Annotated in this window: 21 protein-coding genes; 6 read left to right on the forward strand and 15 right to left on the reverse strand. The window is 72.2% G+C overall.

Annotated features, from left to right (window positions below):
- Positions 1 to 11 precede the first annotated feature (11 nt).
- From ABCS02_RS19030 to ABCS02_RS19040, 3 genes are all read right to left on the reverse strand, one after another.
- Complete coding sequence (locus ABCS02_RS19030) at positions 12 to 797, reverse strand: carbohydrate ABC transporter permease (protein WP_345837341.1); 786 nt, start codon at positions 795 to 797, stop codon at positions 12 to 14.
- A 71-nt stretch (positions 798 to 868) separates the two neighbouring features.
- The gene (locus tag ABCS02_RS19035; RefSeq protein WP_345837234.1) at positions 869 to 1,834 is read right to left on the reverse strand and encodes a sugar ABC transporter permease; all 966 of its coding nucleotides are present in this window, start codon (positions 1,832 to 1,834) and stop codon (positions 869 to 871) included.
- 58 nt (positions 1,835 to 1,892) lie between these two features.
- The gene (locus tag ABCS02_RS19040; RefSeq protein ID WP_345837235.1) at positions 1,893 to 3,110 is read right to left on the reverse strand and encodes a sugar ABC transporter substrate-binding protein; all 1,218 of its coding nucleotides are present in this window, start codon (positions 3,108 to 3,110) and stop codon (positions 1,893 to 1,895) included.
- Positions 3,111 to 3,246: 136 nt separating this feature from the next.
- On the opposite strand from ABCS02_RS19040, the gene ABCS02_RS19045 reads away from it, so the two are divergent.
- Positions 3,247 to 4,272, forward strand: a complete 1,026-nt coding sequence (locus ABCS02_RS19045) for a LacI family DNA-binding transcriptional regulator (RefSeq protein WP_345837236.1) — start codon at positions 3,247 to 3,249, stop codon at positions 4,270 to 4,272.
- A gap of 126 nt (positions 4,273 to 4,398) precedes the next feature.
- Here the strand turns inward: ABCS02_RS19045 and ABCS02_RS19050 are convergent, their stop codons facing one another.
- From ABCS02_RS19050 to ABCS02_RS19060, 3 genes are all read right to left on the reverse strand, one after another.
- The gene (locus ABCS02_RS19050; protein ID WP_345837237.1) at positions 4,399 to 5,379 is read right to left on the reverse strand and encodes an NAD-dependent epimerase/dehydratase family protein; all 981 of its coding nucleotides are present in this window, start codon (positions 5,377 to 5,379) and stop codon (positions 4,399 to 4,401) included.
- Entirely contained in the window at positions 5,376 to 5,816 is a 441-nt protein-coding gene (locus ABCS02_RS19055) for a MerR family transcriptional regulator (protein WP_345837238.1), read from the reverse strand. Before ABCS02_RS19055 ends, ABCS02_RS19050 begins: the two co-directional genes overlap by 4 nt.
- Before the next feature lie 61 nt (positions 5,817 to 5,877).
- Positions 5,878 to 6,246, reverse strand: coding sequence for a VOC family protein (locus ABCS02_RS19060; RefSeq protein WP_345837239.1), 369 nt, complete (start codon positions 6,244 to 6,246; stop codon positions 5,878 to 5,880).
- A 61-nt stretch (positions 6,247 to 6,307) separates the two neighbouring features.
- Between ABCS02_RS19060 and ABCS02_RS19065 the strand changes: the two genes are divergently transcribed.
- Positions 6,308 to 6,760: a MarR family transcriptional regulator gene (locus tag ABCS02_RS19065; protein WP_345837240.1), complete on the forward strand. Its 453-nt coding sequence runs from the start codon at positions 6,308 to 6,310 to the stop codon at positions 6,758 to 6,760.
- Here ABCS02_RS19065 and ABCS02_RS19070 read toward each other — a convergent pair.
- Positions 6,757 to 7,464: a CbiX/SirB N-terminal domain-containing protein gene (locus ABCS02_RS19070; protein ID WP_345837241.1), complete on the reverse strand. Its 708-nt coding sequence runs from the start codon at positions 7,462 to 7,464 to the stop codon at positions 6,757 to 6,759. The two genes, ABCS02_RS19065 and ABCS02_RS19070, sit on opposite strands and share 4 nt — an antisense overlap.
- Positions 7,461 to 7,832, reverse strand: coding sequence for a nitrite reductase small subunit NirD (nirD, locus tag ABCS02_RS19075; protein WP_345837242.1), 372 nt, complete (start codon positions 7,830 to 7,832; stop codon positions 7,461 to 7,463). The genes ABCS02_RS19070 and nirD overlap by 4 nt, the downstream gene beginning before the upstream one ends.
- A 218-nt stretch (positions 7,833 to 8,050) precedes the next feature.
- Between nirD and nirB the strand changes: the two genes are divergently transcribed.
- Genes nirB through ABCS02_RS19090 form a run of 3 tightly spaced genes read left to right on the forward strand, consistent with a single transcriptional unit; the run spans position 8,051 to position 12,550 of the window.
- Positions 8,051 to 10,642, forward strand: coding sequence for a nitrite reductase large subunit NirB (nirB, locus tag ABCS02_RS19080; protein WP_345837243.1), 2,592 nt, complete (start codon positions 8,051 to 8,053; stop codon positions 10,640 to 10,642).
- Positions 10,639 to 11,424 carry a uroporphyrinogen-III C-methyltransferase gene (cobA, locus tag ABCS02_RS19085; RefSeq protein ID WP_345837244.1) on the forward strand — a complete coding sequence of 262 codons (786 nt, stop codon included), beginning with the start codon at positions 10,639 to 10,641 and terminating at the stop codon, positions 11,422 to 11,424. The genes nirB and cobA overlap by 4 nt, the downstream gene beginning before the upstream one ends.
- Before the next feature lies 1 nt (position 11,425).
- On the forward strand, positions 11,426 to 12,550 hold the full coding sequence (locus ABCS02_RS19090) for a uroporphyrinogen-III synthase (protein ID WP_345837245.1): 1,125 nt from the start codon (positions 11,426 to 11,428) through the stop codon (positions 12,548 to 12,550).
- Positions 12,551 to 12,616: 66 nt separating this feature from the next.
- Here ABCS02_RS19090 and ABCS02_RS19095 read toward each other — a convergent pair whose 3' ends face one another.
- The 3 genes from ABCS02_RS19095 to ABCS02_RS19105 are packed head-to-tail and all read right to left on the reverse strand — an operon-like array spanning position 12,617 to position 17,657.
- Positions 12,617 to 14,170, reverse strand: a complete 1,554-nt coding sequence (locus ABCS02_RS19095) for an FAD-dependent oxidoreductase (RefSeq protein ID WP_345837246.1) — start codon at positions 14,168 to 14,170, stop codon at positions 12,617 to 12,619.
- Positions 14,167 to 16,251: a molybdopterin oxidoreductase family protein gene (locus tag ABCS02_RS19100; protein WP_345837247.1), complete on the reverse strand. Its 2,085-nt coding sequence runs from the start codon at positions 16,249 to 16,251 to the stop codon at positions 14,167 to 14,169. Before ABCS02_RS19100 ends, ABCS02_RS19095 begins: the two co-directional genes overlap by 4 nt.
- An 11-nt stretch (positions 16,252 to 16,262) precedes the next feature.
- Positions 16,263 to 17,657 (reverse strand): MFS transporter, encoded by a 1,395-nt coding sequence (locus ABCS02_RS19105; RefSeq protein ID WP_345837248.1) that lies wholly within the window; start codon positions 17,655 to 17,657, stop codon positions 16,263 to 16,265.
- A 280-nt stretch (positions 17,658 to 17,937) separates the two neighbouring features.
- Here ABCS02_RS19105 and ABCS02_RS19110 point away from each other — a divergent pair, with 280 nt between their 5' ends.
- Positions 17,938 to 18,972 (forward strand): LCP family protein, encoded by a 1,035-nt coding sequence (locus ABCS02_RS19110; protein WP_345837249.1) that lies wholly within the window; start codon positions 17,938 to 17,940, stop codon positions 18,970 to 18,972.
- Here ABCS02_RS19110 and ABCS02_RS19115 read toward each other — a convergent pair whose 3' ends face one another.
- Genes ABCS02_RS19115 through ABCS02_RS19130 form a run of 4 tightly spaced genes read right to left on the reverse strand, consistent with a single transcriptional unit; the run spans position 18,973 to position 24,204 of the window.
- Positions 18,973 to 20,736 (reverse strand): alpha-glucosidase, encoded by a 1,764-nt coding sequence (locus ABCS02_RS19115; protein ID WP_345837250.1) that lies wholly within the window; start codon positions 20,734 to 20,736, stop codon positions 18,973 to 18,975. It lies immediately after the preceding gene.
- Complete coding sequence (locus ABCS02_RS19120; protein WP_345837251.1) at positions 20,733 to 22,334, reverse strand: glycoside hydrolase family 66 protein; 1,602 nt, start codon at positions 22,332 to 22,334, stop codon at positions 20,733 to 20,735. The genes ABCS02_RS19115 and ABCS02_RS19120 overlap by 4 nt, the downstream gene beginning before the upstream one ends.
- Positions 22,331 to 23,218: a carbohydrate ABC transporter permease gene (locus ABCS02_RS19125; protein WP_345837252.1), complete on the reverse strand. Its 888-nt coding sequence runs from the start codon at positions 23,216 to 23,218 to the stop codon at positions 22,331 to 22,333. Before ABCS02_RS19125 ends, ABCS02_RS19120 begins: the two co-directional genes overlap by 4 nt.
- Entirely contained in the window at positions 23,215 to 24,204 is a 990-nt protein-coding gene (locus ABCS02_RS19130; RefSeq protein ID WP_345837253.1) for a sugar ABC transporter permease, read from the reverse strand. The genes ABCS02_RS19125 and ABCS02_RS19130 overlap by 4 nt, the downstream gene beginning before the upstream one ends.
- Positions 24,205 to 24,207: the final 3 nt, after the last annotated feature.

Here is a 24,207-nt window from a genome sequence, read left to right on the forward strand (position 1 = left end):
TCCTTGTTTCTTCACTTGATCGCGCCGCCGAGGGCTCCGGCGGCGATGTACCGTTGCGCGAGGATCAGCAGCACGCCGGCGGGGATGGAGGCCAGCACCGCTGTCGCCATCACCGGCCCCCACTGCTGCACGTTGGCGCTGATGTAGTTGTAGATGCCGAGCGTGATCGGCCGGACTTCCGGGGTGCTGGTCAGGGTCAGGGCGAAGAGGAAGTCGCCCCACGCCCCGAGGAACGTGAACAGCGCCGCGGTGACGATCGCGTTCTTGCTGATCGGGACCACGATCGAGATGAAGGCGCGGAAGTTGCTCGCGCCGTCGACCAGCGCCGCCTCCACGAGCGAGGGCGGCAGCGAACCCATGAACGCCCGGATGAGCAGGATGGCGAACGGGATCTGCGCCGCGGTGTCGGCGAGGATCAGCCCGGCGTACGAGTTCAGCAGCCCCAGGTCGTTGAACAGCGCGTAGAGCGCGTTCGCGATCACGATGACCGGGATCATCTGGGTGATCAGCAGCGCGAACACGAACACGGTCATGCCGCGCATCCGGAACCGGGCGAGCCCGTACGCCGCCGGCGTCGCGATGGCGATGGTCAGCACCACGGTGCTCAGCGCGATGATCGTGCTCGTGACCAGGTTGCCGCCCTGCTGCTTGAGGGCGGTCACGTAGCCGTCGAGCGTCGGCTGGAGCGGGAACCACGCGGTCGTGGCCGCGCCGGCGTTGGCCTGCAGGCTGCTGTTGACCATCCAGTAGACGGGGAAGATCATCACCGCGAGGAAGAGGACGCCGAGGACGGTCATCGGCCAGCGTCGCTTGACGTGCGGGCGCGCCCCGCGCTGTCCTTTCGGGAGCACGATGGCTCTGGTCTCGGTCATTCGTCGACCTCCTTGCGTGACATGTACAGATAGACGACCGCGAAGACGAGGGAGATCACGATCAGGATGTTGCTGATCGCGGCGCCCTCCCCGAACGCGAATTGCACGAACGACTTCTGGTACGCCCAGGTGGCGAGCGTCTGCGTGGAGTTGGCAGGGCCTCCTCCGGTGAGGCCGAGGATCACGTCGACGACCTTGAGTGTGTAGACGACGCCGAGCACGATCACGACGCTGACCACCGGACGGATGCTCGGCCAGGTGATGTGCCGGAACGCCCGCCAGCCGACCGCGCCGTCGAGCGCCGCCGCCTCGTACAGCTCCTCGGGGACGCCCTGCAGCCCGCTGTAGAGGATGGTCGTGTTGAACGGGATGCCGAGCCACACGTTCACGCCGATCACGGCGATCAGCGCCAGCGACGGGCTGACCAGCCACGGGATCGGCTGGACCCCGAAGACACCCAGGAACTGGTTGAGCGCACCGCTGTCCTGGTCGAGGATCCACTTCCAGACCGCGCTCGACGCGATCAGCGGGAGCAGCCACGGCAGCAGCAGGAGCGAGCGCAGGAAGCCGCCGAGCGGGAAGTTGCGCTTGAAGAACAGCGCCAGCCCGAGGCCGATGGCGAACTGGAGGACGATCGAGCCGATCGTGAACAGGGCGGTGTTCAGCATCGTCGTGGTGAAGAGCGAGCTGGTCACCGTCGTGATGTAGTTCTGGAGGCCGACCCAGGGGGCCTCCCCCGTGTAGAACGTGCTCGTCGTGTAGTCCTGGAACGACATCGCCACGTTCTTGACGATGGGGTAGCCGAAGAAGACCAGGACGAACAGGACGGCAGGCAGGACGAACAGCCACTTGCTGATCGACCGGGCCAGCCGGAACCGGCGGCGGCGGGGGCTGCCGGCGACGGGACGGTCGTCCCGCGCGGGTGGTGCGATCGCGGGGGTCTCCGCGTTGAGAGTCGTCATCGACCTCGTCCTTTCCCGCAGAGGCGGGAGCACGCGGCCCCCGCCTCCGGCGAGTTCGTTACTGGTTCTCCGACTGGGCCTGCTTGAGGGCGTCGGCCGGGGACGCCTTGCCCGTCAGCGCGAGCTGCACGGCGGTGTAGATCTTGGTCGCCGCCTTGGGCCAGCCCTCGCCGAGCTCGGCGGTGCGCGACCGGGCGTTCGCGACGACCCCGACGAAGGAGGCGACGTCGGGGTTGGCCGAGCCGAACTTCTTGGCCTCCGCCAGGTCGGTCGGAACGGTCTGCGCGGTCTTGGCCTCGAACGACTGCATGGCCGGGCTCATCAGGCACTGGACGAACTTCGCGCCGGCGGCCTGGGCGTCCTTCTTGCCGGTCTGCGGCACCGTGTACTGCTCGCCGCCGAGGGGCGCGACCGAGGTCTGGGACGCCTCGCGGACCGGGATGGAGACGCTCGCCCAGTGCAGTCCGCTCGCCTTGTCGAGCGCCGGGATCTGCCACGGCCCGTTGATCATCATGGCGGCCTTGCCCGCGATGAACTGGTTGTTCACGTCCGCCTGCGCCCACGAGATGGAGCTCTTCGACAGCGACCCGTCGTTCTGCAGATCGAGGACGAACTGCAGGGCCTGGGCGGCCTGCGGCGTCGCGATGTTCTTCTCGTTGCCGCCGTTGGACCAGAAGAAGGGCAGGAACTGCCAGGTGCCCTCGTACGTGTTGATGTTGCTCATCGCGAAGCCGTAGCGGCCCTTGCTCGCGTCGGTGAGCTGGCGGGCTGCGGTGCGGAGCTCGTCCCAGGTCTTCGGCGGCTGGACGCCGGCGGCCTGGAGGATGTCCGTGTTGTAGAACAGGGCGATGGAGTTGGCGAGCGGCTGCGCGCCGTAGAGCTGCCCCTTGTAGGTGCCCGCCTTGACAGCGGCGGGAGTGAGCCCGTCGCCGGTGATGCCGAAGTCCTTGAGCGGCGCGAGGGCGCCGGTCGCGGCGATCTGCTGCACGTCGGGGTTGTCGAGCATGAGGACGTCCGGGAGGGTCTTGGAGGAGACCTGCTGAAGGACCTTCTGGATGAGGGAGGCGCCGGCGACGTGGACCGCGTTGACCTTGATGCCGGTGCTGGCCTCGCATTTGGCGTACTGGGCGTCGTGCGATCCGTCGGTGTAATAGTCCTCGAGCGTGATGCTCTTGGCGGTGGAGGCTCCTCCACTGCCGCTGCTGCACGCGACGAGTCCGAGCGGGACGATGGCCGCGGCCGCGAGGACCGCGACGGCGCGATGTGCTGTCTTCATGGGTGGATGCTCCTTTGCATTGCACTGTGGCTGACGACGGTGTGTGCAGGATTGTAAGCATAAAATCAGACAGAAGTCACGAACTTTTTTTATGCTTACAACCACGGAGACCACTCTGTGCGAAAATGAAGGACTCATGACCGCTCCCAAGAAGGCGGGCACACGCAAGCCCAGCATGGCCGACGTCGCCCGGCACGCCGGCGTCTCCGTCATGACCGTCTCCAACGCCATCAACCGGCCCGACATCGTCAGCGAGGCGACCAGGGACCGCGTGCGCGCGTCGATGGACGCGCTCGACTACCGCAACAACCTCGTGGCCCGCAGCCTGCGGCTGGCCCTCCCCCGCCAGATCGGCTACCTGATCGGCCCGCACCGCTTCGCGGCCGACGCCTACATGGACCAGTTCCTCCACGACCTGGCCGCGACCTCCGAGCGTCACGGCCGCAATCTGACCCTCATCTCGGCGCGGTCGCAGGAGATCGAGGCCTGCGAGGACCTCTACTACGGTCAGATGGCGGCGGGCTTCATCGTGCCCAACATCTCCATCGGCGACCCCCGGCTGCCCGCGCTCGCCGAACGCGGTATCCCGTTCGTCGCGTACGGCGGCGACCCGAACGACGAGAGCGCCACGTGGAACTGGGTCGACACCGACGCCGAGAAGGGCATCGTCCTCGCCGTCGACCATGTGACGTCGCTCGGTCACACCGAACTGGCCTACCTCGGCTACCCCGACGACCTGATCACGACCCGCTACCGGCGGCTCGGCTACATCGGCGCGTGCACCGAGCGCGGGCTGGAGTCCTCCCTCGCGCCGGGCCGGCTGGTGGAGACCGGACCGGAGTTCACCGACACGCTCGTCGCGGCACGCACCCTGCTGACCTCGGACGACCCGCCGACCGCGATCGTGAGCGCGACGGACCAGCACGCGCTGGCCGTCGTCCTCGCCGCCCGCGAGCTCGGCATCCCGGTGGGCACAGGGGTGGCGGTCACCGGTTTCGACGACTCGCCGGTGGCCGGTGAGTCCGGCTTCGGGATCACCTCGATCCGCCAGCCCAAGGACCGCATCGCGGAGATCCTCGTCGACATCCTCGTCGGTGAGGGGACGGGCGTGAGGCAGGAGTTGCTGGAGCCGGAGTTGATCGTGCGGTCGAGCACGGTCTGAGGCTGGCGCCCGCGGCGCCGCCCGTCGCTACCGGAGGAGATCCGCCCCGACACGCCCGGCGACCTCCTTCTGAGGCTGCTTCAGTACGGCGTGTCGCCGTGGATCTCCTCCGTTAGCGACGGCACCTCACGCCAGCATCCCCAACTCCTCCAAGCTCTCCGCCGTCGCCACGATCGTCTCCACCGCCGCCCGCGGCCGCAGCCCGAGCTCGGCCTTCGCCCGCTCATTGTGGATGACCAGCGGCGCAGGCTCCTCCCCCGGCAGCTCCACGGTCGGCACCAGACGCGCCCGGTCGCCGAGCTCGGCGCGCAGGACGTTCGCCACGTCGAGGAACGTCATCGTCGGGCCGTCCGCGAGCACCAGGTAGCGCTTGCCCGCGGCCTCCGGCGTCGTCATCGCGGCGATGTGGGCCGTCGCCACGTCGCGGACGTCCGCGATGCCGAAGCGCTGGCGCGGGACCGCCGTCATCGCGCCGCTGAGCATCCCCACGAAGAGCTGGAGGGAGGACCGCGCGGCGGCGGTCAGGGTCGGGCCGGCGATCCAGGTCGGGTTGACCACGACCAGCTCGGTGTCGCCGCCCTCCCGCTCGATGAAGTCCCACGCGGCGCGCTCGGCGACCGCCTTCGACAGCGGGTAGGCCGGGAGTCCGGGGGTCTCCGGGTCGGTCCAGTCGGACTCGTCGTAGTCGCGGACCGGCTTCGGCGAGTAGCCGACCGCCGCGAACGACGAGGTGAGCACCACGCGCCTGGCCCCGGCGGAGCGGGCGGCGCGCAGCACGCGCAGCGATCCGTCGCGCGCCGGGACGACCACCTCGGCCGGGTCCGCCGTCTGGATCATCGGGGACGCCACGTGGTAGACGTCCTCGATGCCGGCGAGGGCGGCCTCCCAGCCGTCGTCGTCGGTGAGCGAGGCCGCGGCGAAGGTCAGCCCGGCGTCGTCCGCGCCCGCGCGCCGCACCGCCGCGCGGACCTCGTCGGCCCGGCCGAGGGAACGGACGGTCGCGCGCACCGCGGTCCCGGAGCCGAGGAGGTCGGCGATGAGGCGCGTGCCGAGGTAGCCGTTGCCTCCGGTGACGAGGGTGGCGGGGGTGGTGGGGGTGTCGTTCATCGGAAGGTCTCCTCGAGTCGGGGAAGGATGGTCTCCAGTTCGAGCTGCGCCTCGGCCTCGGCCGCGATGTCGGCGCGCGCGCGGGCGTCCCACAGCGCGGCCTTCGCCCGCAGGTAGTCGAGGTGGGTGCGCAGCGTCACGATCTGCTCCTCCACGCGCACGGCGTGCCGCAGCAGGATGTCGCGCTGCTCGCCCGCGGCGTCGTGCCCGCGCAGCCGGTTGGCCTGGTAGGTGCGCATGTCCTCGATCCCGACACCCATCGCCCGCAGGCAGGCGAGCACCTGCGCCGTGTCGAGGTCGCCCTCGCTGTAGCGCCGGTGACCGCTGCTGACGTCGCGGGCGATCGGGCCGAGGAGGCCGACCTCCTCGTAGTACCGCAGGGTGGGCTCGCTGAGACCGCTCTGCCGGGACACGTCCTGGATGCTCAAACTGGTCATGTCCCCATCAGAACAGACCTCAAGCGCTTGAAGTCAAGCGCGGATCCTCAGACCCGGGTTCTCAGGCCCGGTCATGGAGGGTGACGTGGTAGCCGTCGGGGTCGGCGAAGGTGAAGGTCCGGCCGAACGGGCCGTCGATCGGGGCCGCGACGATCGTGCGCCCGTCGGCGGCGAGCGCGTCGTGGATCGCCTGCACGTCGGTCGCCCGCAGCCAGAGCGCGACGCCGAGACCGGGCTGCGCGACGGAGCCGAGGTCGGTGCCCGGGACGAGGTCGCGGAGCGCGAAGGCGATCGGCTCGGTCGCGAAGACGACGGCGTGCGGAGGGCCGGCCGGTGAGCGGACGAGGCCGAGGTAGCGCTCGTAGAACGCCTGGGAGGCGTCGAGGTCGCGGACCTGCAGGGAGATGAAATCGGGGCCGATGGCGGACATGGTGGAACTCCTCTCGTATGTCAGTTTTCTGACACACGAGAGTCTATGTCAGACTACTGACATGAGCGTCCCTGACGACGGAATCCACCTCGAGAGCTCCCTCGGCTACCTGCTGAAGGAGGCCTCCAGCTCCCTCCGCGCGGCGATGGAGGAGGTCCTCCGCCCGCTCGGGATGACGGTGACCCACTACTCCTGCCTCGAACTCCTGGCCCAGCGCCCCGGCCTGTCGAACTCCGAGCTCGCCCGCGGCGCATTCGTGACCCGGCAGACGATGAACGTGCTCCTCCAGGCGCTGGAGCGCGACGGCTTCGTCACGCGCCCGGCGGAGGCGCCGGTCGGCAAGGTCCTGCCCGCACGGCTCACGGCGCGCGGCCGGCGCAGCCTGGCGACGGCGAGCGCGGCGGTGCGATCGGTGGAGGTCAGGATGCTGGCCGGGATGACGGCGGGCGAGCAGTCCGCCGCGTTCGCGAGCCTGCAGAGCATGGTGCGGGCGCTGCGCGAGGAGGGCGCCTAGACCGCGCTCAGCCGCCGGACGGCGCCGACGCGGTCGGCCACGATCCTGACGAGCTGGTCCGGCGTCGAGGTCGGCGTCAGCAGCGGTTCGGTGGTGATGTCGGCGCCCGCCGCGGCGGCGAGCTGCGCGAAGTAGCCCGGCGCCAGCAGGTAGGTCGCGATCAGCACGCGCGACCCCGGAGCCCGCGACCGCGCCGCCGCGACCGCCTCGGGGAGCGAGGGCGCCGCCGCCGAGACGAACCCGGCCGAGACCGCCGAGCCGATCCGGCCGGCGAGGAGGGCCGCCGTGCGGTGGCAGTCGGCCACGGCGCGGGAGTCGGAGGAGCCGGCGGCGGCGAGGACGACCTGGTCGCCCGGTCGGTGGCCGGCCTCCTGCAGTCGTTCGACCAGGACCTCGACGAGCCGCGCGTCCGGTCCGAGGGCCGGCGTCACCGTCGCAGGGATCGGCGACGCCTCCGCCGCGTCGGCCAGGTCGACGAAGACGTGGTAGCCGGCGGAGAGCAGCAGCGGGACGATGATCGCGTGGCCGGCCTCCCGGGCCGCGCTCTCCAGCGACGAGGGGACGTCCGGCTGCTCGACGTCGACGTGGCAGCCGATCACAGGCTGGGTCAGCGCGCCGGCCACGGCCTCCACCAGGCGGCGCACCGCGGCCCGGCCTTCGGGCGAGGAGGTGCCGTGCGAGGCGGCGAGGACGATGTCCGTCATCCGTCGCCCAGCTCGATCTCGATGAACCCCCCGACGATGCGGGTGCGGAAGGTCCGCAGGGCCAGCGCGGGGTCGGTGAAGCACTCCCCCGTGCCGAGGTCGTAGACCTCCTTGTGCAGCGGGGAGGCGACCGTCGGCCGGTCGCCGCGCGACCCGACGATGCCGCGCGCCATCACCGGGGCGCCGCCGGCAGGGTCCTCGTGGGCGACGGCGTAGACCTCGCGGGGCGAGAGCAGGAAGAGCGCGATCTGGCGCATCCGGAGGAGCACGGCCTCGCCCCACGACGGCTCCAGGTCGTCGACGCGGCAGGCGCGCACCCAGTCGGCGCGGGCGGCATCGGAGTGCCGGTGGGTCTGCGTGATCGTCATGCGCCGACGCTACGGGAGGCGTGTTTCGGGAGGCCGCGCATCGTGTTACCTCTCTGTGAATCCCGGCTCACACGTCGCGGTCGGCGGTGTGCGAGCGGTGTTAACGGGCGGTTACACGGCCGAAACGGCGGGGAAACCCCTCGCTCGTACGCTCGAAAGGCACCGGCCGGGACACCGGCGGTGCGGCGGCAGCCGCTGGACACGGAAGGGGCGCCCGCATGACGATTCGACGCACGCTGATCGTAGGAGGCGGCCCTGCCGCGCACCGGCTGGTCGACGCGCTCGTGTCGCGGGGAAGCGCGGACAGGTCCATCGTGGTCGTCGCGGAGGAGCCCTACCTCCCCTACGACCGGGTCCAGCTCAGCAAGCGCCTCGCGGACGGCGATGTCGACCTCACGCTCGAACCGGCCTCGCACTGGGAGGACGCGGCCGTGGAGCTGCGGGTCGGCGAGACCGTCACCGCCGTCGACCGCGCCGCGCGGACCGTGACGACCTCGGCGGGCGCGGTGCTCGGCTACGACGACCTCGTGCTCGCCACCGGCTCGTCCGCTCCGGTCCCCGACATCCCCGGCGCCGCCGCGAGCCGGGTCTACCGCACGATCGCGGACGTGGACGCTCTCGTGGCCGAGGTCGCCGCCCTGCGCGAGCGGCTCGGCCGGGCGCCCCGGGTCGCGGTCGCCGGCGGCGGGCTGCTCGGACTGGAGGCCGCGGGCGGCGTCGCCGCGCTCGGCGCGGAGGCGGTGATCATCCACTCCGGCGGCTGGCTGATGTCCGCGCAACTCGACGAGGGGGCGGGGCAGGCGCTCGGGAGGCTGATCTCGGCGCGCGGCATCGACCTCCACCTCGGCACGCGGCCGCGCGAGATCGTGCTCGGCGGCGACGGGCTGCCGACGGCGGTGCGCTGCGCGGACGGCCGCAGCGTGCCCGCCGACATCGTGGTGTTCGCCATCGGCATCCGCGCCCGCGACGAGCTGGCCCGCGAGGCCGGGATCGAGACGGCCGAGCGCGGCGGTGTCGTGGTGGACGAGGCGTGCCGCACGTCCGATCCCGCGATCTGGGCGATCGGCGAGGTCGCCGCGATCGACGGCCGCACCATCGGCCTGGTCGCCCCGGCCAACGCGATGGCCGAGACGGTGGCCGACCGCCTGCTGGGCGGCGACGCGACGTTCACGACGGTGGACGACGCGACCAAGCTCAAGCTCTCCGGAGTCGACGTCGCGAGCTTCGGCGACGCGTTCGCGCGGGAGCCCGGCGCGCTGGAGATCGTCTACGCCGACCCGGCCCGCGGCCTGTACCAGAAGCTCGTCGTCAGCGACGACGCGAAGACCCTGCTCGGCGGCGTGTTCGTCGGCGACGCGTCCCCGTACGCCGGCCTGCGCCCGCTGCTCGGCCGCGAGCTGGACGCCGAGCCCGCGGCCTACCTGTCGGCGGCCGGCGCCGAGCCGCCCGCGGGCGGTGCCCTCCCTGACGACGCGTTCGTCTGCTCCTGCAACAACGTCACGGCCGGCACGGTGCGGGAGGCCGTCGGCGACGGCTGCCACGACTTGGGCGAGCTGAAGGCGTGCACCCGCGCGGGGACCCAGTGCGGCTCGTGCGTCCCGCTGGTGAAGAAGCTGCTGGAGGCCGAGCTCACCGCGGCGGGCGCCACGGTCTCGCACGCGCTCTGCGAGCACTTCGAACTGTCCCGCCAGGAGCTGTTCGAGTCCATCCGCGTGCTCGGCCTGACCAGCTGGGAGGAGACCGTCGGCCGGCTCGGCCACGGTCGCGGCTGCGACATCTGCAAGCCGGCGGTCGGCTCCATCCTCGCCAGCCAGCACAGCGCCTACCCGCTGGACGGCGGCCGCGGCCCGCTGCAGGACACCAACGACCGCGCGCTCGCGAACATGCAGAAGGACGGCACCTACTCGGTCGTCCCGCGCATCCCGGGCGGCGAGATCACCCCGCAGAAGCTCGCGGTGATCGCCCAGGTCGCCACCGACTTCGGCCTCTACACGAAGATCACCGGCGGGCAGCGGATCGACATGTTCGGCGCCAGGCTCGACCAGCTCCCCGACATCTGGACGCGCCTGGTCGACGCCGGCTTCGAGTCCGGTCAGGCGTACGGCAAGGCGCTGAGGAACGTGAAGAGCTGCGTCGGTTCCACCTGGTGCCGGTACGGAGTGCAGGACTCGGTCGGGATGGCCGTCGAGCTGGAGCTGCGCTACCGCGGCCTGCGCGCGCCGCACAAGTTCAAGTTCGGCGTCTCCGGCTGCGCCAGGGAGTGCGCCGAGGCGCGCGGCAAGGACGTCGGCGTGATCGCGACGGACAAGGGCTGGAACCTCTACGTCGGCGGCAACGGCGGCTTCCAGCCCGCGCACGCGCAGCTGCTGGCCTCCGACCTCGACGACGAGACCCTGGTGCGGTACATCGACCGCTACCTCATGTACTACATCCGCACCGCCGACCGTCTGCAGCGCACGGCGCGGTGGATGGAGGACCTCGACGGCGGCGTCGACCACGTGCGCGAGGTGGTCGTGGAGGACTCCCTCGGCCTCGGCGCCGAGCTGGAGGCCGCGATGGCGAGACACATCGACACCTACGAGGACGAATGGGCGGCCACGCTGCGCGACCCGGAGCGGCTGCGCCGGTTCCGGTCGTTCGTGAACGCGCCGACCGAGCCCGACCCGTCGATCGCGCGGGTCGAGGAGCGCGGCCAGCACCGGCCGGCGACCCCCGAGGAGCGGGCGGCGGGCGCGGTGCTGGTGGCCGGGACGACCATCCCGGTGCGCGGCGCCGCGGCGGCGACCGCAGTGGAAGGAGACACCCCGTGACCGACGCGAACCGCACCGGCTCCGTGACCCTGGTCGGCGGCGGCCCCGGCGACCCCGACCTCCTCACCGTCGCGGCGGTGCGCGCGCTCGCGGCGGCCGATGTCGTGCTCTACGACCGGCTCGCCCCGCACGAGACCCTCGCCGAGCTCGCGCCCGGCGCCGAGCTGATCGACGTCGGGAAGCAGCCGGGTCACCACCCCATCCCGCAGGACGAGATCGAGCGGCTCCTGGTCGCGCACGCCAGGGCGGGGGCGGCCGTCGTCCGGCTCAAGGGCGGCGACCCGTTCGTCTTCGGCCGCGGCGGCGAGGAGGTGGAGGCGTGCCGGCGCGCGGGCGTCCCGGTGAGCGTCATCCCGGGGGTCACCAGCGCGGTCGCGGTGCCGGCGGCGGCGGGCATCCCGGTCACGCACCGCAGGGCGTCCCGGATGTTCACCGTCGTCTCGGGACACGCGCCGCTCTCGCCGGCCGAGCTGGAGCACCTCGCCGGCCTCGGCGGCACGATCGTCGTGCTGATGGGGATCACCAACCTCCCGTCGATCACCGCAGGGCTGGCCCGGTTCGGGATGGACCCCGACATGCCGGTCGCGGTCGTCGAGCAGGGGTACACCGCGCGCCAGCGGACCACCTTCGGCGCGCTGCGGACGATCCTGACGGAGTCGGTCCAGGCCGGGGTCGGCTCGCCGGCGGTCGTCGTGATCGGCGAGGTCGTCGGGCTCGCGCGCGGCGGCGACGCGGACGCGACCGCGGCGCTGGCCGACGCGGCCGCGGTGACCGGAGGCTGACATGGGTGACGAACGCGTCGCGGCCTTCCGCCCCGACCAGCTCGCCGGGTTCCGGATCGGCGTGACCAGCGACCGGCGCTCGGCCGACCTGATCGACGCGTTCGAGCGCCGCGGGGCGGCCGTGCTGCACGCGCCGACGGTGCACATGCAGCACGCCGAGGACGACGCGCCGGTCATCGCGGACACCGAGCGCATCATCGCCGCGGCGCCCGACGTGCTGCTGGCGACGACGAGCTACGGGATGCGGCGCTGGTTCGAGGTCGCCGACTCGGCCGGGCTCGGCGAGGAGCTGCAGCGGGCACTGGCGGGCTCGACCATCCTGGTGCGCGGTCCGAAGGCGCGCGGGGCGGTGCGGGCGGCGGGACTCGACGACGCGGGGATGAGCGACGAGGAGACCACGGCCTCCCTCGTCTCGAAGGTGATCGCCGAGTACCCGCCGGGCATCAGGGTCGCCGTCCAGCTCCACGGCCAGACCGACATCGGTCAGCTCCAGCGCCTGCAGGAGGCCGGCGACCGGGTGCTGACGGTCGCGCCGTACACCTGGTCGGTGGCCGAGGACGACGACGAGCGCGCGACCCGGCTCGTGGACGCGATCGCGTCGCGGCAGCTCGACTGCGTGACCTTCACGAGCGCGCCCGCCGTCGACGGGCTGCTGATCGCCGCGCTCGCCCGCGGCCGCCACCCGGAGGTGGTCGAGGCGTTCCGCACGGACGTGGTCGCCGCGAGCGTCGGGCCGGTGACCTCCCTGCCGCTGCTCGGTGCGGGGATCGAGCCGCTGCAGCCGGACCGGTTCCGGATGGGCGCGCTCATCCGGCTGGTGTGCGAGCAGCTGGAGGCGGAGTCCACGCGGCGGGTGAGCACGCGCCACGGCGAGGTCGAGCTGCGGGGCAGTGTCGCCGTCGTGGCCGGGAACGCGGTGCGGCTGACGCCGACGTCGTTGTCGCTGTTCCGCGCGCTGGTCGCCGCGAACGGAGCCGTGGTGTCGCGCCGGGAGCTGTCCGTCGCGCTCGACGGCGGCTGCGACGAGCACGCGATGGAGGTCTCCCTGAGCCGTCTGCGCCAGACCCTCGGCACCCCCGGCCTCGTCGCCACCGTCGTCAAACGCGGCTACCGCCTCGACGTCTGATCCGGGGATTCGGCACGAATGGCGGCTTTCGCCGCCGCATTCGCGCCATTCGGCACGAATCGCGCGTCAGGCGAGTATCGCCGCGATGCGGCCCTTGCAGCCGCCGCAGCCGGTCCCGGCCCGGGTGTCGCGGCCGACGCACTCGACGGTGTCGCAGCCGGCGGCGACGGCCTCGCCGATGCGGCCCGCGGTGACGCCGTTGCACCAGCAGACCGTCGCGTCAGGGCCGAGCGGGTCCTCCACGGCGACGGCGCCCGCGTCGGCGGCGTCCAGCCGCAGCAGCGCGGACGGCTCGGCCGGGAGCGCGGCGCCGCGCTCGAACAGCAGGGTGAGCTCCGCCCCGGCCTGCGGGAGCCCGACCGCGACGAAGCCGGTCAGCACGCCCTCCCGCACCACGGTCTTCAGATAGGCCGCCCTGGCCGGGTCGAGCCAGACCGTCACCTCGGCGTCCGCGTCCCACGGCTCGGCCGCGTGGTCGCCGCCCGCGACGACGTCGATCCCGGTCGCCTTGAGCATCACCGCCGTCGGCCGCTCGCGGAGGGCGACCGCCGCATCCGCCCCCGCCGCCGCTCCGGCCGCCTCCGCCCGGAACCGCCGGGCCAGCGCCGCCGCCTGCCGCCAGCCCGGCCCGATCAGCCCGCTCGGCGCGCCGCCCACCCGGCCGGACGCGTCCGCGTCCTCCGGCGCGGCGACCTGCGCGCAGTCCCCGATCGCGAACACGTCCGGGTCGCTCCAGCTCCGCAGCTCCTCGTCGACGAGCACGCCCGCCGAGCACGCCAGGCCGGCGGCCAGCGCGAGCTCCACCCGGGGGCCGACCCCGCACGACAGGACGAGCAGGTCACCCGGGATGTAGGTGCCGTCCGCGCAGCCGACCCCGTCAAACACGCGGCCGAGCCCGGTGTCGCGGAAGCCGACGCTCTCCGCGCGCGCGTGCGGCGCCATCCCGACGCCGGCGGCCCGCACGGCGCGGGCGAGCATCCGGCCGCCCGGCTCGTCGAGGTTGCGCGCCATCGGGGTCGGGCCGTGGTGGACGACCACCACCTGCGCACCGTGCTCGGCGGCGAGCAGCGCGAACTCCATGCCGAGCACCCCGGCGCCGAGCACGACGATGGCGCCCCCGGCCGCCACGACGGGAGCGACGAGGTCGGCGTCCGCCAGATCGCGCAGGGCGACGACTCCGCCGGGGAGGGGACGCCGCCCGCGATCGATCTCGGCGCGCGGCGCGGCGTCCCGCCCCCGCCTGGTGTCCTCCAGGCCGTCGAGGGTCGGGATGTTCGCACGCGAGCCGGTGGCGAGCACCAGCCGGTCGTAGGGCAGCTCGTCGCCCGCGGAGGTGCGGACCCGCTGCCGCACCCGGTCGATCGCGACGGCGGTCTCGGAGAGGCGGATCTCGGCCCCGGCCGCCCGCGCCGCCGCGGTGTCGGCGACGTCGAGCCGGTCGCGGGAGGCGGCCCCCACCGCGTACTCGGCGACGAGCACCCGGTTGTAGGCGTCCTCGTCCTCGGCGCCGACCGCGACGAGGGAGGCCTCCCCGGCCGCGACGGCCGGCAGCAGCTCCTCCACGAAGCGCGCGCCGACCGGCCCGTAGCCGATGAGGACGATGCGCAGCGGCCTGCTCATGCGCCGGCCTCCACCGTCACCAGCGTGCGCTTGAACTCCGGCATCGCCGAGATCGGGTCGACCGCGGCCTCCGTCAGCAGGTTCGCGCACTGTCGTCCGGCGAAGTGGAACGGCAGGAACACCGTGTCGATCCGCATCCCCGCGGTGAGCCGGGCCGTCGCCTCGACGCTCCCGCGGGAGTTGCGGATGCGCACCGGCTCCCCGTCGCCGATCCCCAGCCGCGCGGCCGTGGCCGGGTGCAGTTCGGCGCGTGCGAGAGGCTGCGCGGTGACCAGCTCGGGGACCCGGCGCGTCTGGGCACCTGACTGGTAGTGCTCCAGCAGCCGGCCGGTGATCAGGGTCAGCTCGCCGGGCTCCCTGCCTGTCGCGAGGTCGCGCGGCCGGACGGCGACGAGGCGTGCCCGCCCGTCCGGATGGCCGAACCGGTCCAGGAACAGCCGCGGCGTGCCGTCCGACCCCGCAGGGTACGGCCAGTGCGCGGCGACGTCGTTCGCGAGCTGGGCGTCGAGCACCGCGTGGCTGAGCCCCGAGTAGTCGGCCGCGCCGCCCGCCGACGCCCGCGCGAGCTCGTCGAAGACCTCCGCGGGGGAGGTCGGCCACTCCGACGGCGCCTCCAGCCGGCGCGCGAGGTCGGCGAGTATGTCCAGCTCGCTCCGCACGCCCGGCGGCGGGTCGAGGGCGCGGCGACGACGCAGGACGCGGCCCTCCAGATTCGTCATGGTCCCCTCCTCCTCGGCCCACTGCGTGACCGGCAGCACCACATCGGCGAGCTCCGCCGTCTCCGACAGGACGAAGTCGCACACCACCAGGAGGTCGAGCGCGTCGAGGCCGGCGCGCACGGCGCCGGCGTCCGGACCGGAGACCACCACATTGGAGCCGTGAACGAGCAGGGCGCGCACGCCGCCCGGCCGCCCGAGCATCCCGAGCAGTTCGACCGCGGGGACGCCCGCCCCCGGGAGGACGCCGGGGTCGACGCCCCAGACCGCGGCGACGGCGGCGCGGTCGGCCGGGTCCGCGATCGAGCGGTAGCCGGGGAGCTGGTCGCACTTCTGCCCGTGCTCGCGACCGCCCTGGCCGTTGCCCTGGCCGGTCAGCGTCCCGTAGCCCGAGCCTGCGCGCCCGGGGAGGCCGAGCACGAGCGCCAGGTTGATCGCGGCCGTCGCGGTGTCCGTCCCGTCGACGTGCTGCTCGACCCCGCGGCCGGTGAGGATGTAGGTGTCGCGGCCGCGCGCGAGCCGGCGGGCGACCTCCCGGAGCTGCGCGACCGGGACGCCGGTGTGCTCCTGCACGCGTTCGGGCCACCACCCCGACACGCTGCGGCGGAGGGCGTCGAAGCCGCTGGTCCGCGCCTGGAGGTAGTCGAGGTCGGCCAGGCCCTCGGCGAGCACCAGGTGGGTCAGGCCGAGCAGCACCACCAGATCGGTGCCCGGCGCCGGCGCCAGGTGCAGGCCTCCCCCGTCGGCGGTGAGCTGCGCGGTCTGGGAGCGGCGCGGGTCGACGACGACGAGACCGCCCGCCGCTCGCGCGCCGGCCAGGTGGCCGATGAACGGCGGCATGGTGGCCGCGACGTTCGAGCCGAGCAGCAGGATGGTGTCCGCGTCATCGAGGTCGGTCACCGGGAACGGCATCCCCCGGTCGACCCCGAACGCCCGCTTGCCCGCCGCAGCGGCCGACGCCATGCAGAACCGTCCGTTGTAGTCGATGCGGGAGGTCGCCAGCGCCAGGCGGGCGAACTTGCCGAGCAGGTAGGCCTTCTCGTTGGTGAGGCCGCCGCCGCCGAAGACCGCGACGGCGTCCGGGCCGTCCTCGCTGCGGATGGCTGCGAGCCGCGCGGCGATCAAGGTGAGCGCCTCCTCCCACTCGGCCGGTCGCAGCTCACCGTCGCGGCGGATCAGCGGGGTGGTCAGCCGGCCGGGCGTCGCGAGCAGCTCCGCGGAGGTCCAGCCCTTTTTGCACAGGCCGCCGCGGTTGGTCGGGAACATCCGGCCGGCGACGGTCACGGGGTTCGCCGCGTCCGCCGAGGGCGTGAGCGTCATCGCGCACTGCAGTGCGCAGTACGGGCAGTGGCTCGGCGCGGACATCGGACCCCCGCTCAGATCCGAACCCCGCGGCGGCGGCCGCGGATGGCGACCGCCACCGTGATCGCCAGCAGCACCACGTAGGCGGCGACGAACCAGGTCAGCCCGGCCGCGTAGCCTCCGGTCGTCGCCTTCGAGAGTCCGAGGACCTGCGGGATGACGAAACCGCCGTAGGCGCCGAAGGCCGAGACGATCCCGAGGGCGGCGGCGGCCGTCCGCTGCGACGAGACGTCACCAGCGAAGCTGTGCCCGTCCGCCGTGCCGGAGCGCAGCGCGAACAGCGTGGGGATCATCCGGTACGTCGCGCCGTTGCCCGCCCCCGACGCGATGAACAGCACCAGGAAGAAGCCGAGGAAGAGCCAGAAGTTGTCCAGCGGAAGCGTGAGGATCACGGCGAGCGCCCCCAGCGCCATGACCACGAAGGCGGCGATCGTGATGGTGCTGCCGCCGAACCGGTCGGCGAGCCGGCCGCCGAACGGACGGGCGAGCGAGCCGACGAGCGCGCCGAGGAACGCCAGCGACAGCGTCGCGCCGCCGACCGGGAACGCGCTGAACGCCGGGAACTGGTCGGCGATGAGCTTCGGGAAGACGCCGGAGAAGCCGATGAACGACCCGAACGTCCCGATGTAGAGCAGCGCCATCAACCACAGCTCGGGCGCGCGGAGGGCGGCGAGCGAGGCCTTCACGTCGGCGCGCGCGTTCGAGAGGTTGTCCATCCGCCGCCACGCCCCGATGACGGCGACCAGGATCAGCGGCACCCAGACCAGGCCGGCGAGCGGGAGCTGGAGGGTCGCGCCGGCTCCGATCGTGATCACGATCGGCACGGCGAACTGCGCGACCGCCGCGCCGAGGTTGCCGCCGGCGGCGTTGAGGCCGAGCGCCCAGCCCTTCTTGCGCTGCGGGTAGAAGAAGGTGATGTTCGCCATCGAGCTGGCGAAGTTGCCGCCGCCGAACCCGGCGAGCGCCGCCACCAGCAGCATCACCCCGAACGGTGTCTGCGGGTTCGCGACGCAGAGCGCGAGGCCGATCGCTGGGATGAGGAGCAGCGCCGCCGAGACCATCGTCCAGTTGCGGCCGCCGAGCTTCGGGACCATGAACGTATAGGGGAACCGCAGTGTGGCCCCGACCAGGCTCGGCATCGAGATCAGCCAGAACGTCTGTCCCGTCGTGAAGTGGAAGCCGGCTGCGGGCAGGGCGACCACGACGATCGACCAGAGCTGCCAGACGACGAAACCGAGGAACTCGGCGAAGATCGACCAGCGGAGATTGCGCTGCGCGATGGCGGCGCCTTCGGCGTGCCACTGGATGGTGTCCTCGGCGTTCCAGCCGTCGATCCAGCGGCCGGGACGGACGGGGAGGGCGGACTGCGCGGCCGGGGCCGCGGTCGGGACGGAGACGGTGCTGGTCATCGTGCGGACCTCCTGCGACGGGAGCGAGTGGATGTCCACCACGCTAGGAAGGCCGTGTTTCCGTCATCCGCGCCGCACGTGAAACCTGCGTGACGAACAGCTCTCGGCCGGTCGCGCACGTTGTGAGGAAGGGCTCCGCAACGATCTGAGCACAGTCTCAGATCATGTCCTCGCAAATGAGGACAGACTGCTTATACTATCCCCACCACAGAGAGATGAGTAACTCTCATTTAAATCTCTGGTGCCGGACCCGACCCCCGGCACGAGGGGGGCGAGCCGGATGGCCATCCACACCGTACACATCCACCCGCGCGGTCACACCGGGCGGTGGGGCCGCATCCTGTTCATGCTCGCGCTGGTCGTCCTGGTGGCGATCGTGGCGGCGTTCACGGCGGCGGCCCTCTATGCCGGGAGCGTGGCGAGCACCTTCGACTCGCACGTGACGCGCCTCCCGAACGCACTCCCGACCGCCGTGCCGACGCCCGCCGCCACGACGCCGCCCGCCATGCCCGGCGCGATGAACATCCTGCTGCTCGGCTCCGACTCCCGCGGCGCACCCACGTCGGTCGGGCCCACCGCGGTGTCCGATCAGCGCGCCGACACGATGATGCTCGTCCACATCGACGCCGACCGGCGCGACGTCTACGTCATGTCGATCATGCGGGACCTGTGGGTGCCCATTCCCGGCAACGGAACCGCGAAGATCAACGCGGCCCTGGCCTGGGGTGGCACGCCGCTGACCGTGGAGACGGTGGAGCAGCTCCTCGGCGTCCGGATCGACCACGTCGTGATCCTCGACTTCGCCGGGCTGAAGGACGTCACGGACGCCATCGGCGGCGTGGACGTGGACAGCCCGCTCGCCTTCACCACCGTGAAGGCGCCGCACTACCACTTCGTCCAGGGGCTCAACCACCTCGACGGGGACCAGGCGCTCGCGTTCGCGCGCGAGCGGTACGCGTTCCCCACGGCCGACTACCAGCGGGTCGCGGACCAGCAGGCGCTCCTGCGCGGCTTCGCGACGACCCTCCTGCGGCGCTCGGTGCTGACGAACCCGGGCGCCACGCTGGCGTTCGCCAAGGCCGCCGGGTCCGCGGTCAGCGTGGACGCGCAGTTCGACCTCCCGAGCATGCTGTCGCTCGCGGCGAGCCTGCGCCTCTCGGGCGCCGGGAGCATCCACACCTTCACGCTCCCGACCGCCGGGACCGGGACCTCCGCGGACGGGCAGTCGATCGTGCTCGAGGACCCCGCCGCGCTCGCCCGGGTGCGCGCAGCGCTCGCCACGGACACGCTGGGGCAGGTCACGGGAGGGCACTAGTCAGCCGGTGACCTCCTGGAGGAACACCTGCGCCTCCCACGGCTCGCAGCGCCCGTCCACCCGCGGCAGCCGCCCGCCGAGATTGCCGAGCACCGGCTCCGCCTCGCGCCACCCGGCGGCGTCCGGGAGGTCGTACACCGCCCGCTCGCCGGACAGGTTCGCGATCACGAGCAGCTGCCGGTCGCCGAGCGTCCGCGTGTAGGCGAACACGGTCGGGTGCTCCGGCAGCAGGAGCTCGAAGCTGCCGTGCGAGACCACCCGCTCGCTGTGCCGCAGTGCGATGAGCGCGCGGTAGTGCGCGAAGACCGAGCCCGGATCCTCGCGCTGCGCCGCGGCGTTGATCAGCGCGGCGTTCGGGTTGACCGCGATCCACGGCGTGCCCGTGGTGAACCCGGCCGCCGGGCCGTCCGACCACTGGACGGGCGTACGCGCGTTGTCCCTGCTCATCACGCGCAACGCGGCGAGCACGGCCTCCGGCGCCTGTCCCTGCGCGGCGACCGCCACCGCGTAGTGGTTGAGCGACTCGATGTCGCGGAAGTCGTCGATGGACGCGAACGGCATGTTCGTCATCCCGAGCTCCTCGCCCTGGTAGACGTAGGGCGTTCCGCGCATCAGGTGCAGGACCGTCGCGAGCGCCTTCGCCGAGGCGACGCGGTGCTCGGGACGGTCGTCGCCGAACCGGCTGACGACGCGGGGCTGGTCGTGATTGTTCCAGTAGAGGCTGTTCCAGCCGGTCTCCGCGAGGCCCTCCTGCCAGCGGCCGAGCGACGCCTTCACGTCCCGCGGCGAGGCGGCGCCCGGGTCGAACTTGCCGCCGGCGCCGTGGTCCAGCCCGACGTGCTCGAACTGGAACACCATGTCGACCTCCCGCCGGGCCGGGTCGGTGAACAGCCGCGCGTGCTCGACCGTCACCCCCGGCATCTCGCCGACGGTGAGGTAGTCGCCGGTGCGTCCGGCGAACACCCGCTCGTGCATCTCCTGCAGGAACTCGTGGATGCGCGGCCCCTGCGCGTAGAACGGGAACCCGTCGCCGTGGACCGCGCCGGGCGGCACCTCGGCGTCCGGGAGCCCGGCGACCTTCGAGATCAGGTTGATGACGTCCATCCGGAAGCCATCGACTCCGCGGTCGAGCCACCAGTTCATCATGTCGTAGACGGCGTCGCGGACCTCCGGGTTCTCCCAGTTGAGGTCGGGCTGCTTGCGCGAGAACAGGTGGAGGTAGTACTCGCCCGACACCTCGTCGTAGTGCCAGGCGGGCCCCGAGAAGAAGGAGCCCCAGTTGTTCGGCTCCGCGCCCGGAGCGCCCGCCGCGAAGCCGGCCCTCGGCTTCCGCCACCAGTACCAGTCGCGCTTCGGGCTGTCGACGGACGACGCGGACTCCACGAACCACGGGTGCTCGTCGGAGGTGTGGTTGACCACGAGGTCCATCACCAGCTTCATGCCGCGCGCGTGGAGGTCCGCCAGTAGCTCGTCGAAGTCCTCCAGCGTCCCGTACGCCGGGTCGATCGCGCGGTAGTCGCTGATGTCGTAGCCGTTGTCGTCCTGCGGGGACGCGTAGACCGGCGACAGCCAGACGACGTCCACGCCGAGCTCCTGCAGGTGGTCCAGGTGCTGGATGATCCCACGCAGGTCGCCGACGCCGTCGCCGTCGCTGTCCGCGAAGCTGCGCGGATAGATCTGGTAGACGACGGCGGAACGCCACCACTGGTCGTCGGCCGCCGGCGCACCGGCGCGCGCGGCGGGGTTCGTGGTCAGGTCGGTCATGGTGCTCCATCCGGTTCGAGTTCGACGAGGACGACCTGCCACGCGCCAGGAGGCGGCAGGACGACCGTCGCGTGCGTCCCCTCCACGTGGACGGGGAGGTCGACCAGCCGTGGCGACCCGTCCGGGTCCGCCACGCGGACGCGCGGGGTCGAGCCGGCGACCGCGCGCAGGCGCAGCGTCCCCGGTCCGACCTCGGCGACGTCCTCTTTGGGCGCGTCCCAGAGCGTGTCCGGCTGACCGGCCAGGTTGATGAGGTGGACGACCAGGCCGCGCCCTGTCTGCACCACCCGGCGCCAGACCGCGCCGGCCACGGGCTCGCCGGTGACCTCCGCCTCCGCGTAGGTGACGTCGAGGTCGTCGTTGTACCGCCCCGCGTAGGAGCCGGTGACGTCCGCGATCGCGGGATCGAACAGCAGCTCGTCGTGCTCGACCATGAAGTCGTACCAGCGCCGGAGCAGCCCGGCCGTGGAGTCCTCGATCACGTGGTTGCGCACGTAGTACGGGTCCACCAGGATGCGGTCGGCCTCCCCCGCCAGGAGCTGGGTGGCCCCGTGCGAGAACAGCGTCGCCATCGTGAAGGCGGTGGCCCGGTCGGCCGCGGCGGCGGGCGCCGAGTCGTAGACGTGCTGGTAGGCCGCGATCGCGATGGGCTTGTCCCCGCCGGCCGCGCGCGCCCGGGTGACGACGGACGCGAGCGAGCCGAGCGTCAGGTGCGGGTCCCACACCTCGATGTAGACGGCGTCCTGCGGGCTCGCCGCCGTCGTCCAGGTCGGGAAGTCGTTGACGTTGTTGAAGACAAGATGGGCGTCGGGGAGGGCGTCCCGCACCCCGCCGATCAGGGTGTCGAACGACCGGGCGACGTCGACCGTGCGGCCGTCCGCGCGTCGCGCGTGCTTCGGGTAGCCGTACTGGTCGAGGTGGAACCCGTCGAAGCCGACCGTCCGGACGGCGGCAGCGAGCTCGTCGCGGAAGTGCGACAGCCACGGCACTGCGGCCGGGTCCACGATGAAGAGGAAGTCGCCCAGCGCGTACGACTGCCCGGCCGCGTCGAGGAGGGCCCACTGCTTCCAGCCGTCCCACTCGCGCGGACCGACCGCATACACGGCCGCGTACCCGAGGGCGCGCGCCCCGGCCGCGCGGACGCCGTCGGCCAGCCGCCGCACCGTCGCCAGCGACACCGGCTGGCCCAGCGCGTCGTCGTAGTCCTCCCCGCCGCCGAGCAGGTCGGCGTGCCGGTAGGCCCAGTCGTAGAACTGCACATCGGTGAGGTGGAGGCGGCGAACGGTGTCGACCAGCCCGCGCGGGTCACGACCCGGCGTGTAGTCGACGGTGAAGCCGTACCGCAGGCGCGTCGTGCCGGCTCCGGCGACCTGCACGGCCGTGCGGAGGAGGACGGTCCCGTCCGTCCACTCGACGCCGTAGCCTCCGGGCGCCGGAGTGCCGAGCGAGACGAACCCTGCGCCGTCCGTCGCCCACGCGCCCAGTTGCTCGCCGAGGCGCCAGAGCGTGAGCTCCCCGGACCCGGACACGCCGCGCACCTCGACCCGGATCTCGTCGCCCGCGCCGAACCAGGCACGCTCGGGCAGCAGCTCGCTCATCCCTTCACCGCCCCGGAGGTCAGGCCCTGCACGAAGTAGCGCTGGAAGACGAGGAACACCACGATCACCGGGACGACCGCGATCACCGAGGCCGCGAAGACGAGGCCCCACTGCGTCGCGTTCTGACCCTGGAACAGGGCGATGGCGATCGGGAGGGTGCGGTTCTGCGGAGTGTTGATGATCGTCAGCGCCCAGGCGAACTCGTCCCAGCAGGACAGGAACGTGAAGATCGTCGCCGTGGCGAGCGCGGGCTTGGCCAGCGGCAGCGCAAGCCGCCAGTACCGGGTCCACGCGTTCGCCCCGTCGACCTGCATCGCCTGGTCGAGCTCGGCGGGGATGGAGGCGAAGAAGCCGCGCAGCAGGAACGTGTTGAGCGCGAGCGAGCCCGCGACGTAGAACACGACCAGGCCGCCGAGCGAGTCGATCAGCCCGAAGAACTTGGCGATGATGAACTGCGGGATGATCAGCATCATCGCCGGCACGACCAGCCCGATCAGCAGGATGCGGAACATCGTCTCGCGGCCGGCGAACCGGTAGCGCGCGAACCCGTACGCCATCATCGAGCTGATCAGCACGGACAGCGCGGTGGAGATCACGGCGACGATGGTCGAGTTCAGGAAGTACAGCCCGAAGTCCTGCGTGGTCAGGGCCTGCGTGTAGTTCGCGGTGGTCGCCGGGTTCGGGATGAACTGCGGCGGCACGGTGAGCACGTACGCCTGGCTCTTGAAGCTGGTGGACAGCATGTAGAGGAACGGCGTGACCATGATGGCCGCGCCGACGACGAGGGCGGCGATCCGGACACCCGCGCCCAGCCTGCGCTGCGTCCGCAACCGGGGCCGGGCGATGCGCCGACCGACGCTCCGGCCGTTCGACACGGCGGTCATGAGAGCTCCTCTCCGCGGTCGCGGAAGACGCGCAGCTGGATGACGGCGAGCACGAACACGATGACGGCGAGGATCACGGCGAGCGCCGAGCCGTAGCCGAAGTCGAGGTTCGCGAACGCCTGGTCGTACATGTAGGTGAGGACGACGTCGGTCTGGCCGCCCGGACCTCCGGCGGTCATCACGAGCACCGAGGTGAAGACGTTGAAGCCGCCGATCACGAGCATCACCAGGACGAAGACGACCGAGGGCCAGATCGCCGGGAGGGTGACCACGCGGAAGCGCTGCCACCGGCCGGCGCCGTCCATGGTTGCGGCCTCCTCCAGCGACTGCGGCACGCCCTGGAGCGCCGCGAGGAAGATCATCATCGACCAGCCCACGCCCTTCCAGACGCCGAGCGCGCAGATCGCGACGAGCGCGGTCCAGCGACCGGAGAGCCAGGACACGTCGGAGCTCATCAGGTGCAGGAAGTCGTGCAGCGTGAAGTTGACGAGGCCGCCGTCGGCGAACAGGAACTTGAACAGCAGGGAGACGACCACCCAGCTCGTGACGACCGGCAGATAGAACAGGACTCGGAACACGGGCTGGGTCGGGCTCCTGCGCTTGAGGAGGACGGCGATGAGGAGTCCGAGCACGATCTGCGGCGGCACGGTGAAGAGCATGTAGATGCCGCTGTTGGTGAGGCTCAGCCAGAAGTGCGGGTCCTGCAACGCCCGGACGTAGTTGTCCAGGCCGAGGAACTGGCTGACCGCGCCGGGGATGATCTTCCAGTCGAAGAAGCTCATCTGCACGGCCTGGAAGATCGGCAGCAGGATCAGCACCGCGAACAGGATGAAGCCGGGGGCGATGAAGAGGTAGGGCGTCGCGCCGGCGCCGAGCGTCCGCCGCCGTCCCTGCGGTTGGGGGCGCCGCTGTCCCGCCGTCGAGCGCCGCGGCGCGGTGGGGTCGGCCCCCACCGCGCGCACGGTCCGTTCCGTCGTGGTGCTCACGGG

The sequence above is a fragment of the Microbacterium sp. X-17 genome, assembly GCF_039615055.1.

What these genes read in the sequence shown, in the direction of transcription:
- ABCS02_RS19115 (WP_345837250.1), bottom strand. Translation starts at nt 20,736, where the DNA reads ATGACCGACCTGACCACGAACCCCGCCGCGCGCGCCGGTGCGCCGGCG.
- ABCS02_RS19090 (WP_345837245.1), top strand. Translation starts at nt 11,426, where the DNA reads ATGGGTGACGAACGCGTCGCGGCCTTCCGCCCCGACCAGCTCGCCGGG.
- ABCS02_RS19030 (WP_345837341.1), bottom strand. Translation starts at nt 797, where the DNA reads ATGACCGTCCTCGGCGTCCTCTTCCTCGCGGTGATGATCTTCCCCGTC.
- ABCS02_RS19040 (WP_345837235.1), bottom strand. Translation starts at nt 3,110, where the DNA reads ATGAAGACAGCACATCGCGCCGTCGCGGTCCTCGCGGCCGCGGCCATC.
- ABCS02_RS19105 (WP_345837248.1), bottom strand. Translation starts at nt 17,657, where the DNA reads ATGACCAGCACCGTCTCCGTCCCGACCGCGGCCCCGGCCGCGCAGTCC.
- ABCS02_RS19065 (WP_345837240.1), top strand. Translation starts at nt 6,308, where the DNA reads ATGAGCGTCCCTGACGACGGAATCCACCTCGAGAGCTCCCTCGGCTAC.
- ABCS02_RS19125 (WP_345837252.1), bottom strand. Translation starts at nt 23,218, where the DNA reads ATGACCGCCGTGTCGAACGGCCGGAGCGTCGGTCGGCGCATCGCCCGG.
- ABCS02_RS19100 (WP_345837247.1), bottom strand. Translation starts at nt 16,251, where the DNA reads ATGTCCGCGCCGAGCCACTGCCCGTACTGCGCACTGCAGTGCGCGATG.
- ABCS02_RS19055 (WP_345837238.1), bottom strand. Translation starts at nt 5,816, where the DNA reads ATGACCAGTTTGAGCATCCAGGACGTGTCCCGGCAGAGCGGTCTCAGC.
- ABCS02_RS19050 (WP_345837237.1), bottom strand. Translation starts at nt 5,379, where the DNA reads ATGAACGACACCCCCACCACCCCCGCCACCCTCGTCACCGGAGGCAAC.
- ABCS02_RS19035 (WP_345837234.1), bottom strand. Translation starts at nt 1,834, where the DNA reads ATGACGACTCTCAACGCGGAGACCCCCGCGATCGCACCACCCGCGCGG.
- ABCS02_RS19070 (WP_345837241.1), bottom strand. Translation starts at nt 7,464, where the DNA reads ATGACGGACATCGTCCTCGCCGCCTCGCACGGCACCTCCTCGCCCGAA.
- nirD (WP_345837242.1), bottom strand. Translation starts at nt 7,832, where the DNA reads ATGACGATCACGCAGACCCACCGGCACTCCGATGCCGCCCGCGCCGAC.
- nirB (WP_345837243.1), top strand. Translation starts at nt 8,051, where the DNA reads ATGACGATTCGACGCACGCTGATCGTAGGAGGCGGCCCTGCCGCGCAC.
- ABCS02_RS19110 (WP_345837249.1), top strand. Translation starts at nt 17,938, where the DNA reads ATGGCCATCCACACCGTACACATCCACCCGCGCGGTCACACCGGGCGG.
- ABCS02_RS19095 (WP_345837246.1), bottom strand. Translation starts at nt 14,170, where the DNA reads ATGAGCAGGCCGCTGCGCATCGTCCTCATCGGCTACGGGCCGGTCGGC.
- ABCS02_RS19045 (WP_345837236.1), top strand. Translation starts at nt 3,247, where the DNA reads ATGACCGCTCCCAAGAAGGCGGGCACACGCAAGCCCAGCATGGCCGAC.
- ABCS02_RS19120 (WP_345837251.1), bottom strand. Translation starts at nt 22,334, where the DNA reads ATGAGCGAGCTGCTGCCCGAGCGTGCCTGGTTCGGCGCGGGCGACGAG.
- ABCS02_RS19060 (WP_345837239.1), bottom strand. Translation starts at nt 6,246, where the DNA reads ATGTCCGCCATCGGCCCCGATTTCATCTCCCTGCAGGTCCGCGACCTC.